This window comes from Pseudomonas sp. GL-RE-29, from assembly GCF_019947275.1.
Lineage (GTDB): Bacteria > Pseudomonadota > Gammaproteobacteria > Pseudomonadales > Pseudomonadaceae > Aquipseudomonas > Aquipseudomonas fluorescens_A.
Genome location: NZ_JAGYGD010000061.1, coordinates 1 through 15,308 on the forward strand (window position 1 = coordinate 1; position 15,308 = coordinate 15,308).

Annotated in this window: 9 protein-coding genes; 5 read left to right on the forward strand and 4 right to left on the reverse strand. The window is 57.4% G+C overall.

Going from position 1 to position 15,308, the window contains the following annotated elements:
- The 4 genes from KGB21_RS28745 to KGB21_RS28760 form a co-directional block, all read left to right on the forward strand.
- Nucleotides 1–207, forward strand: a 207-nt coding sequence (locus tag KGB21_RS28745; protein ID WP_223507484.1) for a hypothetical protein, incomplete at its 5' end; no start/stop codon positions are given.
- 147 nt (nucleotides 208–354) lie between these two features.
- Nucleotides 355–1,608: a multidrug efflux RND transporter periplasmic adaptor subunit MexE gene (mexE, locus tag KGB21_RS28750; protein ID WP_034146546.1), complete on the forward strand. Its 1,254-nt coding sequence runs from the start codon at nucleotides 355–357 to the stop codon at nucleotides 1,606–1,608.
- 15 nt (nucleotides 1,609–1,623) lie between these two features.
- A complete protein-coding gene (locus KGB21_RS28755; protein ID WP_223507485.1) occupies nucleotides 1,624–4,812 on the forward strand; it encodes an efflux RND transporter permease subunit in 3,189 nt (1,062 codons plus the stop codon).
- Entirely contained in the window at nucleotides 4,812–6,233 is a 1,422-nt protein-coding gene (locus KGB21_RS28760; RefSeq protein WP_223507486.1) for an efflux transporter outer membrane subunit, read from the forward strand. The genes KGB21_RS28755 and KGB21_RS28760 overlap by 1 nt, the downstream gene beginning before the upstream one ends.
- 188 nt (nucleotides 6,234–6,421) lie before the next feature.
- On the opposite strand, the gene KGB21_RS28765 is transcribed toward KGB21_RS28760, so the two are convergent.
- The 4 genes from KGB21_RS28765 to KGB21_RS28780 are packed head-to-tail and all read right to left on the reverse strand — an operon-like array spanning nucleotide 6,422 to nucleotide 13,874.
- Entirely contained in the window at nucleotides 6,422–7,369 is a 948-nt protein-coding gene (locus KGB21_RS28765) for a biotin/lipoyl-binding protein (RefSeq protein WP_223507487.1), read from the reverse strand.
- A 4-nt stretch (nucleotides 7,370–7,373) separates the two neighbouring features.
- Complete coding sequence (locus tag KGB21_RS28770; RefSeq protein WP_223507488.1) at nucleotides 7,374–7,574, reverse strand: DUF1656 domain-containing protein; 201 nt, start codon at nucleotides 7,572–7,574, stop codon at nucleotides 7,374–7,376.
- Nucleotides 7,564–9,699 (reverse strand): FUSC family protein, encoded by a 2,136-nt coding sequence (locus KGB21_RS28775; protein WP_223507489.1) that lies wholly within the window; start codon nucleotides 9,697–9,699, stop codon nucleotides 7,564–7,566. The genes KGB21_RS28770 and KGB21_RS28775 overlap by 11 nt, the downstream gene beginning before the upstream one ends.
- A 59-nt stretch (nucleotides 9,700–9,758) precedes the next feature.
- On the reverse strand, nucleotides 9,759–13,874 hold the full coding sequence (locus KGB21_RS28780; RefSeq protein ID WP_223507490.1) for a hypothetical protein: 4,116 nt from the start codon (nucleotides 13,872–13,874) through the stop codon (nucleotides 9,759–9,761).
- A 361-nt stretch (nucleotides 13,875–14,235) separates the two neighbouring features.
- Between KGB21_RS28780 and KGB21_RS28785 the strand changes: the two genes are divergently transcribed.
- A complete protein-coding gene (locus KGB21_RS28785) occupies nucleotides 14,236–15,291 on the forward strand; it encodes a tetratricopeptide repeat protein (protein WP_223507491.1) in 1,056 nt (351 codons plus the stop codon).
- Nucleotides 15,292–15,308 lie beyond the last annotated feature (17 nt).

Here is a 15,308-nt window from a genome sequence, read left to right on the forward strand (position 1 = left end):
GGAATTCATCTCGCATTACAACTATCGCCGTTGCCACTCCGCCTCGAACCACTTGCCGCCTGCGCTGTTCGAGCAACAGGCGGCTTAATCCTCCTACGGGATGGTTTAAAAAAACTGAACCACTACAGCTTGCTAGCGATGGGCTCGACTCGTCTCAAGCCAATTAATGCTTTTTCAGCAACACAGAATCTCCATCAATCAAGTTGATCAACCACTGAGATAAGGCGCAGGCTAGAGAGCTGCCAAGGCCTCTCCTATCATTCCGAATGATAGTTACCTTCGCCCCGTTCGATTCGTCCGATACAACCCCGCCGCGCATGATTCGCCAATCTCAACACATTGGCGGATGCATCCATGGAACAGTCACTCAAACATTTGCGCTTCCCGTTGGCCGTTTTGGCCGTACTGGTGATGAGCGCCTGCGGCAAGGCTCCGGAAACTGCCGCCACCCTGCCCGCTGCCAAAGTCAGCGTCGCCAAGGTGCTGGAGCAGCCGGTCAACGAGTGGGACGAGTTCACCGGTCGCCTTGAAGCGCCGGAAACCGTAGAAATTCGTCCACGGGTTTCGGGCCAGATCGACGAAGTGGCGTTCACTGAAGGCGCACTGGTCAAGAAAGGCGACTTGCTGTTCCAGATCGACCCGCGTCCGTTCCAGGCCGAGGTCCGCCGCCTCGAAGCACTGGTTGCCCAGTCCCGCGCCAACGCCACCCGCAGCGAAAACGAAGCCCAGCGCGGTGAACGCCTGCGCACCAGCAACGCGATTTCTGCCGAGCTGGCCGATTCGCGTACCAGCGCCGCACAAGAAGCCCGCGCTGCCGTCGGCGCCCTTCAGGCACAACTGGATCTGGCCAAACTGAACCTGAGCTTCACCCGCGTCACCGCGCCCATCAGTGGTCGCGTCAGCCGTGCGGAGATCACCGCTGGCAACCTGGTGACCGCCGATACCACCCCGCTGACCAGCGTCGTCTCCACCGACAAGGTTTACGCCTACTTCGACGCTGACGAGCGTGTGTTCCTCAAGTACACGCAACTCGCTCGCCAGGGCAAACGCGGCGCCACTACCCCGGTTTACATGGGCCTGTCCAACGAAGACGGCAACCCGCACCAGGGTCAGATGAACTTCATCGACAACCAGGTCAACCCGAAAACCGGCACCATCCGTGGTCGCGCCGTGTTCGACAACAGCGACGGCAGCTACACGCCGGGCCTGTATGCACGGCTGAAACTGGTGGGCAGCGGCACCTACAGCGCCATGCTGATCAACGATGAAGCGGTTGGTACCGACCTGGGCAAGAAGTTCGTGCTAGTAATGGATGCCGACAACAAAACCGCCTACCGCGCGGTTGAGCTGGGTCCGAAAATCGAAGGCCTGCGCATCGTGCGCAGCGGCCTGAACAAGGACGACACCATCATCGTCAAGGGCCTGCAACGGGTACGACCTGGCTCACCAGTCACTCCTGAAGTGATCCCGATGGCCAGCGAACAAACACTCGCGGCCCTCGCACAACAACGACAAGCGCTGGAAGCCAGCAACCTGCCTCAAGTCGCGCCTGCCAAGGTCGCGCCGGGTACGGTTGTGAAAGTGGCTGCTGCGACTCCACGCGGTTAAGGGATAACGACTCCGATGAATTTTTCCCAATTCTTCATTTCCCGGCCGATCTTCGCCGCGGTGCTATCGCTGCTGATCCTGATCGCCGGTGCGATCTCGCTGTTCCAGTTGCCGATCAGCGAATACCCGGAAGTGGTGCCGCCGACCGTTGTGGTCCGCGCCAACTTCCCGGGTGCCAACCCTAAAGTCATCGGTGAAACCGTGGCCGCTCCGCTGGAGCAAGCCATCACCGGCGTCGAGAACATGCTGTACATGTCCTCGCAGTCTACCGCTGACGGCAAGATCACCCTGACCATCACCTTCGCCCTGGGCACTGACCTGGACAACGCGCAGGTGCAGGTGCAGAACCGCGTGACCCGCACCGAGCCGAAACTTCCCGAGGAAGTGACGCGCATCGGTATCACCGTGGACAAGGCGTCGCCCGACCTGACCATGGTTGTGCACTTGACGTCGCCGGACAAACGCTACGACATGCTGTACCTGTCCAACTACGCCCTGCTCAACATCAAGGATGAGCTGGCGCGTCTGGGCGGTGTCGGCGATGTGCAGTTGTTTGGTATGGGCGATTACTCGCTGCGGGTCTGGCTCGACCCAAACAAGACCGCTTCGCGCAACCTGACCGCAACCGACGTCGTGACCGCGATCCGTGAGCAGAACCGTCAGGTCGCGGCCGGTGCGCTGGGTGCGCCGCCTGCGCCAAATGCCACGGCGTTCCAGTTGTCGGTTAACACTCAAGGACGTCTGGTGTCCGAGGAAGAGTTCGAGAACATCATCATTCGCTCCGGCGACGACGGTGAAATCACTCGCCTGAAAGATATCGCTCGTGTTGAACTGGGCTCCAGCCAATACGCCTTGCGTTCGCTGTTGAATAACCAGCCGGCAGTGGCGATCCCGATCTTCCAGCGTCCAGGCTCCAACGCCATCGAAATTTCCAACCAGGTTCGGTCGAAAATGGCCGAGCTTAAGAAGAACTTCCCGGAAGGCATGGATTTCAGCATCGTCTATGACCCGACGATCTTCGTGCGCGGCTCCATCGAAGCGGTGGTTCATACCCTGTTCGAAGCGCTGATCCTCGTTGTCCTGGTGGTGATCCTGTTCCTGCAAACCTGGCGCGCCTCGATCATTCCGTTGGTGGCGGTGCCGGTTTCGCTGATCGGTACATTTGCCGTGATGCACTTATTCGGGTTCTCACTGAACGCCTTGTCCCTGTTCGGCCTGGTACTGGCGATCGGGATCGTGGTCGACGATGCGATCGTGGTGGTGGAAAACGTCGAGCGAAATATCGAACTGGGACTGACCCCGGTCGAAGCCACCAAGCGCGCCATGCGTGAGGTGACCGGTCCGATCATCGCCACGGCGCTGGTGCTGTGTGCGGTGTTTATCCCGGCGGCGTTCATCTCCGGGTTGACTGGGCAGTTCTATAAGCAATTCGCCCTGACCATCGCGATTTCCACGGTGATCTCCGCCTTCAACTCGCTGACCCTGTCGCCGGCACTGGCTGCCGTGTTGTTGAAAGGTCATGACGCACCGAAAGACCGTTTCTCAAAGGTACTGGACAAGATCTTCGGTGGCTGGTTGTTCCGTCCGTTCAACCGCTTCTTTGAAAAGGCCAGCCATGGTTATGTCGGCACCGTTGCCCGCGTGATCCGCTCAAGCGGTATCGCCCTGCTGCTGTATGCCGGCCTGATGGTCCTGACCTTCTTCGGTTTCTCCAGCACCCCGACCGGTTTCGTACCCGGCCAGGACAAGCAATACCTGGTGGCCTTCGCGCAACTGCCGGACGCCGCGAGCCTGGACCGTACCGAAGACGTGATTAAGCGCATGTCCGACCTGGCGCTGAAACAGCCGGGTGTGGAAAGTGCGGTGGCCTTCCCAGGCCTGTCGATCAACGGCTTCACCAACAGCCCGAACGCCGGCATCGTCTTCGTGACCCTGAAACCGTTCGATGAGCGTAAAGACCCGAGCATGTCCGCCGGTGCGATTGCCGGTGCCTTGAACGGCCAGTACGCCGGGATTCAGGAAGCCTACATGGCGATCTTCCCGCCGCCACCGGTACAAGGCCTGGGCACCATCGGTGGTTTCCGCCTGCAAATCGAAGACCGGGGCAACCTGGGCTACGAAGAGCTGTACAAAGAAACCATGAACATCATCACCAAGAGCCACAGCGTTCCGGAACTGGCCGGCCTGTTCACCAGCTACACCGTGAACGTGCCGCAGGTCGATGCCGCCATCGACCGGGAAAAAGCCAAGACCCACGGCGTGGCTGTCAGCGACATCTTCGACACCCTGCAGATTTACCTGGGTTCGCTGTATGCCAACGACTTCAACCGCTTCGGTCGCACCTATCAGGTCAACGTTCAGGCTGAACAGCAGTTCCGCCTCGAATCCGACCAGATCGGTCAGCTGAAAGTGCGTAACAACAAGGGCGAGATGATCCCGCTGGCGACCTTCATCAAGGTCAGCGACACCTCGGGCCCGGATCGCGTCTCGCACTACAACGGTTTCGTTACCGCAGAAATCAACGGTGCCGCAGCCCCGGGCTACAGTTCCGGCCAGGCAGAAAAAGCCATCGAGAAACTGCTCAAGGAAGAACTTCCGAACGGCATGACTTACGAATGGACCGACCTGACCTACCAGCAGATTCTGTCCGGCAACACCGCGCTGTTCGTGTTCCCGCTCTGCGTACTGTTGGCGTTCCTGGTGCTCGCGGCTCAATACGAAAGCTGGAGCCTGCCACTGGCGGTGATCCTGATCGTACCGATGACCCTGCTGTCGGCGATTACCGGTGTGATTGCTTCGGGCGGCGACAACAACATCTTCACCCAGATCGGTTTGATCGTACTGGTGGGGCTTGCCTGTAAGAACGCGATTCTGATCGTCGAGTTTGCCAAGGATAAACAGGAAGAAGGCATGAACCCGCTGGCCGCCGTGCTTGAAGCATGCCGCCTGCGTCTGCGCCCGATCCTGATGACCTCCTTCGCGTTCATCATGGGTGTGGTGCCTCTGGTGTTCTCCAGCGGTGCCGGTGCCGAGATGCGTCATGCGATGGGTGTGGCGGTGTTCTCCGGAATGCTCGGGGTGACCTTCTTCGGTCTGTTGCTGACGCCGGTGTTCTACGTACTGATCCGTAACTTCGTCGAACGCGGTGAGGCACGCAAGGCCGCCAAAGCGCTGAAACTGCAAAATCAGCTGGAGTCGCATTGATGAGTTTGAAAGCCTTCCTGCCGAGCCTGCTGGTACTGGCGCTAAGCGCCTGTGCAGTCGGCCCGGACTACAAGACCCCAGCCACGGAACCGGCCAATATCACCACGGCCACCGATGGCGCGGCCGGTCAGAAAAACTTCGACCGCTCGCGTTTCGAAGGCATTTGGTGGCAGCAGTTCGAAGACCCGACGCTCAACCAATTGGTGAAAGAGTCCCTGAAAGGCAACCGCGATTTGCGCGTAGCCTTCGCTCGCTGGAAAGCGGCACGGGCGATTCGCGATGACGTCAGCAATGACGCCATGCCGACCGTCACCAGCCGTGCCAGCAGTGAATTGGGCAAAAGCCAGATTCCGGGCGAGACCACCAAACGGGTCAATATCGAACGCTACGACCTGGGCCTGGACATGGCGTGGGAGATCGATCTGTTCGGTCGTATCCAGCGCAATCTGGAATCGGCCAATGCCGAACAGCAAGCGTTCGAGGCGGATCTGTACCAACTGCAAGTCACCATGATTGCTGAACTGGTGGACTCCTATGGCCAACTGCGGGGTGCGCAACTGCGCGAGAAAATCGCCCTGGCCAACCTGAACAACCAGCAGGAATCGCGAAAGATCACCATCAGCTTGCGTGATGCGGGTGTTGGCGATCAGCTCGATGTTGAGCGTGCGGATGCGCGCTTGGCCTCTGTTGAAGCCAGCGTGCCGCAACTGCAGGCTGAGCAGGTTCGGCAGAAGAACCGCATCGCCACGCTGCTGGGTGAACGTCCGGACAAGTTGAGCGTGGATCTGAGCCCCAAAAACCTACCGGCGATTGCCAAGGCTCTGCCGATCGGCGATCCAGGCGAGTTACTGCAACGCCGTCCGGATGTTCTCAGTGCCGAACGGCAATTGGCGTCGGCCACCGCCCGTATCGGCGTGGCCAAGGCGGATTTGTTCCCCAAGGTCAGCTTGAGTGGCTTCCTTGGCTTCACCGCCGGGCGTGGTTCGCAGATCGGTTCTTCGGCGGCTAACGCCTGGGCACTGGGCCCGAGCATCACTTGGGCCGCATTCGACTTGGGCAGCGTGCGTGCCCGTATTCGCGGCGCCGATGCTGACGCCGAAGGCGCGCTGGCGACTTACGAGCAGCAAGTGTTGCTGGCCCTGGAAGAATCGGAAAACGCCTTCAGCGACTACGGCAAACGCCAGCAGCGCCTGATTTCGTTGATTCGTCAAAGCGAGTCCAGCCGATCCGCTGCCGATCTGGCGGAAATCCGCTATCGCGAAGGCACGGTGGATTTCCTCGTCCTGCTCGATGCCCAGCGCGAGCGTCTGGCGGCGGAAGACACCCAGGCCCAGGCAGAAGTCGACCTGTACCGCGGCATCGTCGCGATCTACAAGGCACTCGGCGGTGGCTGGCAGCCAGAGACGGTTGCCAGCAAGTAACGTTTTTTAAAGAGCTCCTTTGGTTGGCCGCAACCAACCAATTCCTTTGCCCCGCGCCTCATTCGGTCGCGGGGTTTTTTTTGCTCACAACACAACTCCCTGTAGGAGCTGCCGCAGGCTGCGATCTTTTGACTTTTCTTTTTTAGATCAAAATCAAAAGATCGCAGCCTTCGGCAGCTCCTACAGGGTTAGCGGTGTTCCTGGACGGTCACGGTTGCTGTGGTCCCCGCCCGTAGCTTGTCTTTGCCGGCGTAATCGTCATCGATCTTGATCCGCACCGGCACCCGCTGCGCCAGTTTGACCCACGTATAGCTGGGGTTGATGTTGGCCAGCAACCGTCCGCCGGGCAGGTTTTCCCGGTCGGCGATGGCGAAGGCGATGCTTTGCACGGTGCCGCCAAAACGTTCGCCACTCATCAACTCGATGTCGACCCGGTCACCTTCCCCGATTCGCGGCAGCTTGGTTTCTTCGAAGTAGCCGCTGACATAAAACGAGTCAGCGTCCACCAAGGCCACCAGCGGACCACCCGCCGTTGCGTAGTCGCCCTGACGGGTCAGCAGATTGGTAACGAAGCCGCTGATCGGCGATTCGACCCGGGTGCGCTCCAGATCGTGCTCAGCCTCGGCCAATGCCGCGATAGCCAGTTGCACGTTGGCCTGGGCAAAACCCAGGTTGGCCTGGTTGCGCAGCAAATCAGCCTGGGCCACCGAGACTTCGGTGCTGGATTTCTCCCACTCTTCGCCGGAGATCGCCGAGCGCTCCTTGAGGGTCCGTCGGCGACGCTCTTCGCTTTGACGCTGCCTGAGCAGCGCCTGGCTGGCAACAATGGTGGCCTCGGATTGCCCGAGTGAAGCTTTCGCCACTTCCACCGAGCGTTTGGCGTGTTCCACCGCCAGGAGGTAACGCGAGGGATCGATCTCCAGCAACAACTGGCCCTTATCCACGTGCTGGTTGTCGTGCACGCCGAGTTTGACGATGCGTCCCGCGACATCGGCAGACAAGGTCACCACATCGGCGCGCACTCGGGCATCGCGGGTCCACGGCGCGCGGGTGTAATGCTCCCAGGCAAACCAGCCGAGCACAAATGCCAGCGCCACCACCGCCAGCGTCGTAAGTTGCGCAAGGATCTTCTTCACGGCATCAGGCTCCCATCAGCAGGATCAGCGTCGCGCACACGCAGGCGTACAACGCGCCTTCGAACAACGCTTCATGCCAGACAAACTGCAACACGCCGAGGCGCCGCAGGACCCAGTCCAGCACCAGGAAAACCGGCACTCCCAGCAGTAACGCCTGGGCGATCGGCGGCAGGTAGACGCCGCCTATTTCCAGATCAATGAGCAAGCGCAGGCACTCCTTGCAAGTTGACGGATTCGAAGTGTCGACGGTGGCGTTCAAGGAATGACACCACGATCAACAGCGCCACGCGCATGCGGAACACCGACCACAGGTGTTCATGGACGCTGGAATGCAGCGCGTCCAGTTCATCGCCCAATGCGTGCAGGCTGTCGAGTACACGATCCACCTCAATGTCGGGCCGACCAGCAACCAGCCTGCCGGTTTCGCGAACCGTGGCGAACAATCGACTTTGCATCTGCGGGTTGAGCAACGTGTTGTTCTGCGCCTGCTGCCTGAGCTGGTTCAAGGCGATGCCGAGCGCCATGCATCCCAGACTGACGTCGAACAGGTCACGCGATGGCTTGTCCTGAATGGCGGGCAACAATCCCAGCATCATGGTCAGGCGGTCGACCATGCGACTCTCGAAGGCAAACTGGTTTTCATCGGTGGCCGGGGTTTTCAGCAAGGCGTAGACCTGCTCGCAGTTCTCCTTGTACAACCGGCGAATCCGCAATACCGGCCTGAAGGGGAATATCAGGGCATAGACACTCAACGCCAGCGTGGCCGCGCACACATAAGCGCCGGCAAACTCGAACCACTGGATCGCGCTGTTTTGTCCTGTCCCGGTGTTTTGCGGGCCCAACAATAGACACGTCATCAACCCGAGCCCAATCCCCGTGCCCGTTGTGGGCGGACTGGACAATCCCACCGCGACGGCATATAGCAGTGGCGCCAGCAGCAGCGCCAATAACTCAAAACTGCTGATCATCGGCACCAGCGCAAACTGAAGAAACGACGACAATACCAGCGCCAGTGCCAGCCCCCGGGCAAAGCTCTGGGCAGCCAACAGCGGCCGGGGAAACGTCGCCATCAAGGAACAAAGAATCCCCACCACCACCATCCCGCCCCGGGCACCGTCCCATCCGGTTTCAATCCAGATCAGCCCGGCCACCATCAATGCGCAGTAAGCGCGGATGGCGTTCATCGCCGCCAGGGTGAAATCCAGATGCAACGGGTTGGCCTGACCGCGATAAACACTGCTGGCCTTGCGCCCGCTCTGGATCACATCGCTCAATTCCAGAATCGTTTCCAGCTGCTGCAGCATGCGCGCCTGTTCCCAGCGCAACGACCATGACAGCGAGCGCAAAGTCGCTTTCAAGGGCTCGGTCAGTTGCTCCGAACGGTAAGCCAGCGCATCGAAACGCTTTTGTAACGCAGAAAACTGGCGCCGCTGCTCGCTCGACAGCGCTCGCCCTTCCCAGGCCAGTTCATCGAGAAAGACCAGTTCTTCGGTAAGCAAATGCTGTATTTCACTGGGGATCTCGCCTTCCCAGCGTTCCAGCAACAATTCGCGCTGATGGCGCAACGCGGTGAGCCTTGCCGTCAGCAGCACCAATTGATTGCCAAGCAATTGCACCAGATCGTCTGCACTACGCAACCGCGGCGCGTCGTAATACAAATGCCGGCGTACCCCTTCCAGAGCACTGATTTGCCCAAGCAGCTGCATTTGCCGACGATGAAAGTCGGCCTCGCTTTCCTCGGTACGAATAACGGCGGCGGCATGGGTCGCCAGCAACTTGATCACTTGGTCGATTCTGGCGAAGTAATCCTTGGCTACCGACTCCGGGCGCGCGGTGAGCAGACTGACGACACAGACACAGGCCACTGCCAGCAGCGTCTCGGTCACGCGGGTCACGGCCAGCAAGAAGGTGCCATCCTGATCCGGCACCGCCAGCAGCCCCACCACGACCGCCGTATAGCCGCTGAGCACAAACGCCTGGGAGCTGGTGTAGCGCAACAAAGTGCCACCGGCGGTGCACAGCGCCAGCCACAACGACAAGGTAATAATGAAAGGCAACGGGGCCTGGGGGAAAATCGCCATGATAATCACGGCAACCGCCGCGCCCACGGTGGTGCCGATGACCTGACCGAAACTGCGAGCCAGCACCATCCCACCCAATGGCTGACTGATGATGACCACGGCCATGATCGACCACTTGGGCTGGTCGAGGTCGAACACAAAGGCCAGGTACAACGTCAACAGCCCGGCGGCAATGGTTCTCAAGGCGAACAGCAACACCCCGGGGCCGGGGTGGATGATCGCCTTGAAGTATTGCAGCAGCGCTTGCATGGGGACGCTCGTTGATTTGTCCTCAACAAGCGTAGCCATAGGTTTGGGGTCTCGACAGGTTAAGTGCCAAACCCCGGAGCCAAATAGGCGGCGTTATCTGTGCTATTACGTATTGGAACATTCTTGATAACAGGAGCCTTTTTCAGGCCCGACGCAGGCGTACTTAAATCAATGCTTCTACTCACACCTGAAGGATTTGGTATGTAAATTCCATTACTGTCATAAGCACCCAATATGTTTGATGACGGGATATTCTCTCCATAGTTTATTTCGTAAGGCTTGTGTCGCAACTTAGAGGTCGGACGTGAAGCCCATTCATGATTTTGATACAGATGAAACCCTTCCATATCTCTACCATCAATGACATACGTATAGCCCCCCCTCTTGCCCCCATATTGAAAGGCTCCTGCACCACTCTCACTGTAAAAGGCAGAAGTGGATATACCAGCGCCATCAAGATCGAGGGCATCTTTGCCTCCACCAAATCCACCGCGCATTCCATTTACATCGCCAATGTCTTTAACAGGCGTGCGCAACTTGAACCCATCCGCAAAGACGACCTTCGGTTTCCTCATATCGCCACGCATGACAAAACCTTTATAGACATACCCTTTGGACGGGCTCGCAAAATAGGTATAACCCGTTTCATCCATTAAACGTTGCGCAATTTCCGGACCTTCGCGCAAATTATTTATCTGGTTTACGGTTCGCTGGTTTACGAATTTCTTGTTGATTTTCGCGCTGACTTCTTCGCTCTTTTTGACAACCGGAGGAATCCATTTAGGTATTTTCTTGGCCGCAGTCAGTACCACATTTCGCGACCGCGTTGCAGAAAAATACTTGGCTATGTTTTTTGGCATTAGATCTTTTGCCGCCATGCGATCAAGGACTTCGGCGCCAATACGGTTGTGTACCGATTTAGTCAGCTCCTTACCAACCAGTCGCCCTACGAATGGCCCGGCGAGTTCAAGCACCGCCCCCCGAAGAGCGGCGGCTTTATGTTGTGCCGCCACTTCAGGATCGTCTTCCAGTTCACCCCGTGCAAAATCCGTCGCTGAGGAGGCCAGCCCAAACAGCATCGACACGCCAGCGGCCAGACTACCCGTCCCGGGCAAGAATGCCGTACATATCGACAGCTTCGCGAAAACGTCCGCTACTAGTTCAAGAATCTTATCGGTCATTCGTTCGTCAGGGGTGGAAGTCAAGACGTCTATAGCAGACGCTACCTGATCTTTTTGCCGATTAAAAAGCTCTTCAAAAACTGAGTCGCTGTCTCGATATCCCCAATCAATTACAACTGCCTCATAAGGTATTTTCCCATTGATCTTATCAATCAACTTCAAATTATTGAGCAACACCTCAATATAATCCCACACTTTAAACTTTAGTCTCTCCGGATCGATATAGCCCAGACTGTATTTGAAATCATATTCGTCACGCGCCAGAAACTCCTTCAAATCAATTCGACGCGACAACAGCTGACTGAGTTCCGGAAATTTCTCTATCGACTTGGTTCTTTGCAAAAGCTCGACCGGGTGTTCAATCACTGTGCTGTTCCCGCCCAGAAAAACGAACAACCTCACGTTTTCTGTCGCATCGTACAAGTACACTGCATTACTCACTTTATCGGGAGCGCTGAGCCCTCCGTCGCGAATGGAGATGAGTTGCGGCGGAAAAACGCCATTCAGGAAATTTCTCGCGGCTCTCTTGCCTTCCACCGAACCCTGCTCTCCCTGCAAATATTCCACGAGGGTATGATGGAGTTCCTTTTGCTTATGTAGCTTCCAAAGGTCATTAAAACCGGGTTGCGAAAATGCTGCTTCTGATTGAACCTTGTATTGTTCTTCGAAATTATTTCGGTCTACTGTGTTTTTGAATTCAGCGGTATACCCATTCGGCCAGGGTATGAGAATTTCTTCGCGACCCTTTGCCCATTTTCTATGCTGCCCAGCAAACAACTGCGCCAAATCGAACTCTTTATATCGACGGGTGTAAAGCGGTTTGTAGTCCTCGAGCAGCCCACGACGGGTTTCGAAAGTGACATTGAATTTCGTCTTGAAATTCAGGGCCGACTTAATGTGAGGTGGCAAATCCGAGTCGACGATCGTATCAGCAATGGCTTTGCGTATGAACATCGAAGGATCAGACAACCGCTGCATGTCTTCAATGGTTTCGACGAATTTATCCGCGGCCTGTTTGATCGTCAGAGTAGGAGCGATGACGTCATCCGAGCCACCTGAAGCGCGTGCGTATATCGAGCCTCGCCCCGCTGTAATCAGCCACTGTACAGGCCCCGATCCCTTCTCAGCCGGTTGGTTAGACATGCCTTGCAGACTTCTTTTTTTGCGAACAGGGTCCGTCGCGTCAAATACCGTTTGCCCACCGGATCCAGGCTGCGTTGTTGGTTCGCCCTCGGCATCATCCTCAAACTCTTCGAGCGCCTCTAAATGCGCCAACTCGATGAGTTCTTCAATGTATTCCTGATACGTCACACTGAGGTCGCCTGGCATGGGCTGCATTAAAAGCGCCTCGATTTCCTCTGCCAACTGAGGATCATCAGCGGGATCAAGGTAATCGGATTGGCTGATAAGCGTTTCAACTACCAAGGCGAACTCCGGCTGCTCCTCGAACAGTCCGTCTATGCCCTCAATGGTTTTTTCATAAGTTACGAACGCTTCATCCAGTTCATCGAAATCAAGTGCCTCTTGTGGTGAATCATCCGGGGATTGCGGTTCAGGCAGAAACCAACTGGCGTAAAAGTTGCCGACCGCCACGTAAGCGGCAACAGCGCCTATCGCAGTGCGTGGATGGCGTTCAATCAAGTCGCCGGTTTGGCTGAGGACGGCAGCACCAGTGCTGACCAGACTGACACTCATCCTGTTGAGCCAGTCGTGCAACCGCTCGCCCATCTCTGACATGCGCGCGGAGAGTGAGGCAGATTGAGAGTCGTCCAAAAGTCTGGTTGTATCTCTATAGACGTTCTGCGCTTCGTTGAGCATTTCCATGGCCGCCTCAACGTCTTGCGCATAGGCACTGTCCCATGGCATGAAACTGTTGATGAATTGGCTAGCAAGTTCATCGGCCTGCGCTGCAAACAGTTCCAGCGTTTCCCACGATGGGAATGCCTGCGCATTGGCTGGCGAAGTTTCTCCATTGGGATCCTGCGGCAGTACAGGCATGTCTTGAGTTGCCTGAAGCTTATGTGGCGGCGGGCTAGGCAAGTTCAATAACGGTTGCACTGCACTCAGCACATTCAAGACACAGACGAACGACTCGGCCAAGGTGGTCGGAATCAGAGGGCCTGTCGGGGAGAAGGTCGAAAAGTCTGCACTTCGCTCAAATTTTTGCAGCTTCGAGAGCAATGAGGTCGAACTAACCTGGGCCTGTGGCTGTGTAATCGATTCCGTGGACGCCCCCGAAGTGAAGTTTTCTAACAGCGCCTTCACTGAAGCCGACAACGAAACCGGATGGCTAACGAGACTCTCCAGCCAGCTAGGCCCGATGCTCCATTCCAGCCACGATTGCACTGTCTGTTCAGCAGGTTTTAACTGCGCGTAAACAGCTTCGACATCCTTGGGAAAACGCTCCGGCCAACGCACGCGTTCGCCCGGTGGAGGGTTGTCGAGTTGCTTAACGAACTCAGCCAGGAAGTGCCGTGCTTCTTGAGGCGTGGGACGCACGTTGCGCATGTCTTCAAGCATCATCAATGCACTGTTGAGCTGGCTGTCGCTTGAATGGCGAATGTACTGTCGGGCCTGCCGGGCAACGTGTTGGACGCCCTCCCATTGCGTATCCGACAGCAACTCGTCGTTGGCAATGCGCTCGTCGCGCTGCGCACCTGAGCGTTCCAGCTGCGCCTGAATGAATCCCGTCACGCTGTCGGCGCTTTGCCCAGGCGAAAACCGCACCGCTTCGCCCAACGCCGCCTGCCATTGCTGAGGTGGCAAATGACAAATCACGTCGACGATCTTTTCCAGCCGCTCTTCACTCAGCTGCCCGACAGGTCGAATCGAGCGCAACATCGCGTCGGCAAACAGTCCGGCAACGGCCTTGCCGGTTGGCGTCTGCAGAATGCCGCTGCTGAGAACCGCATACGCTTCCTGTTCGCAGAGCGTTTCATCACAGAGTGTTTTCTTTAGTGCGGTCCATTGCCGGTCAAGATCGGCCTGATTCATAAAGTCGACCCTCGCCGAAAAAAGCGTAGGCGCATCAAGGACCGGCGAGGGCACGTCACCATTGAGCTTCATCACGGGAATTGAACGCAGGGAAGCGCAATCATTGTGGGCGTGCAAAAGGTGATTTGGCAGTGGACCTCGCATCTGCGCAGAGTTGTTCGATGCATGTGTGTGGGACAGATGACCGGCTGCGGTAACGTCTTTAAAAGGTGGCATGCTTGTTCGCATTAATCAGATCAGATGCATACAGGTTATTTGTCCGCCCCAACATCCTCTTTCAAAAAAAGCCCAAGGTTTGACTCACAGCCCCTCCCTGACCGAAGCTGACCACTTTGCAAAAGCTTCCCAACCCGGATTCTGCATGTCTCATTCCCGCCGTTATCTACTTATCAGCCTTTGCGCCCTGTTCGCCATCGTCCTTGCATGGACGTTTCTGCGCAGTACTACCCCTGTAATACCGGAGGCCATCAAACGCGGTTACAGCGAAGCACTGGCCAAGGCCCGTGCCGGCCAGCCGGGTGCGGCGCGGGTGCTTTACCAGCAACTGGCTCGCCCTGATATTTCGCCGAAACGGCGCGTGTGGCTGCATGCCGAACTGCCCAACTACCCCAGTTCCGTGGCCCTGAAACTGGCGGATGCGGACTTGCAGCATGAGGCGCCCGAGGTGCGCATTGCGGCGATCAAAAGCATCAGCGGCTTGGTGCCCAGTGGGCAGCGCAGTCTGTTGCTCGGGCCGCTGCTCGATGACAGTGACCAGAATGTGCGCTTTGCTGCGGTCAACGCGCTGCTGGGGCTGTCGCCGGATGATCTCGGCTTGTACTTCGGGCCGCTGGAACAGGCCATTGATGCCTGGCAACAGGTACTGAAAAACGCCCCGGAAAGCGCTGAAAATCAATATCAGCTGGCCCGCTTGTACCTGCACAATGCCGAATTCAAAGAGGCACAACAGGCCCTGGAACAGACCTTGCGCCTGGCGCCCGACAACCTGCCGGCGCTAGTGATGCAGATTGAAGTGCTGGATAAACTCGGCCAGAACGGCGCGGCCCAACAGCTGTTGGCCAAACAACTGAAGGCGCAACCCGACTCGGCGTATCTGCAACACGCACTGGGACTTTGGTTGTTGCATCACGATCAAAGTGAGTTCGCCCTGCTCGGCCTCTCCAAAGCGGTGGAACTTGAGCCTGACAACAAGGATTACCGCTACGACTTGGCCACCACGTTGCACGGTGAGCAAGAGCTGGAAGCGGCGCAGAAGCAGTTGCAGGAAATCGTCCAGCGTCATCCGAATGACCGTAAGGCGCGGGTCTTGTTGATCAATTACTGGAAAGAAAGCGGACAACTGCAGAACGTGCAGATTCTGTTGGCGCAGCTTGAGCAGATGAACCCGGATGATCCGGCTTTGCAGCAGGGGCTTTAAAGCAAAGATCGCAGCCT

Excerpts from the sequence above, each read along its gene's own strand:
- mexE (WP_034146546.1), top strand. The coding sequence starts at position 355 with ATGGAACAGTCACTCAAACATTTGCGCTTCCCGTTGGCCGTTTTGGCC.
- KGB21_RS28755 (WP_223507485.1), top strand. The coding sequence starts at position 1,624 with ATGAATTTTTCCCAATTCTTCATTTCCCGGCCGATCTTCGCCGCGGTG.
- KGB21_RS28760 (WP_223507486.1), top strand. The coding sequence starts at position 4,812 with ATGAGTTTGAAAGCCTTCCTGCCGAGCCTGCTGGTACTGGCGCTAAGC.
- KGB21_RS28775 (WP_223507489.1), bottom strand. The coding sequence starts at position 9,699 with ATGCAAGCGCTGCTGCAATACTTCAAGGCGATCATCCACCCCGGCCCC.
- KGB21_RS28780 (WP_223507490.1), bottom strand. The coding sequence starts at position 13,874 with ATGAATCAGGCCGATCTTGACCGGCAATGGACCGCACTAAAGAAAACA.
- KGB21_RS28785 (WP_223507491.1), top strand. The coding sequence starts at position 14,236 with ATGTCTCATTCCCGCCGTTATCTACTTATCAGCCTTTGCGCCCTGTTC.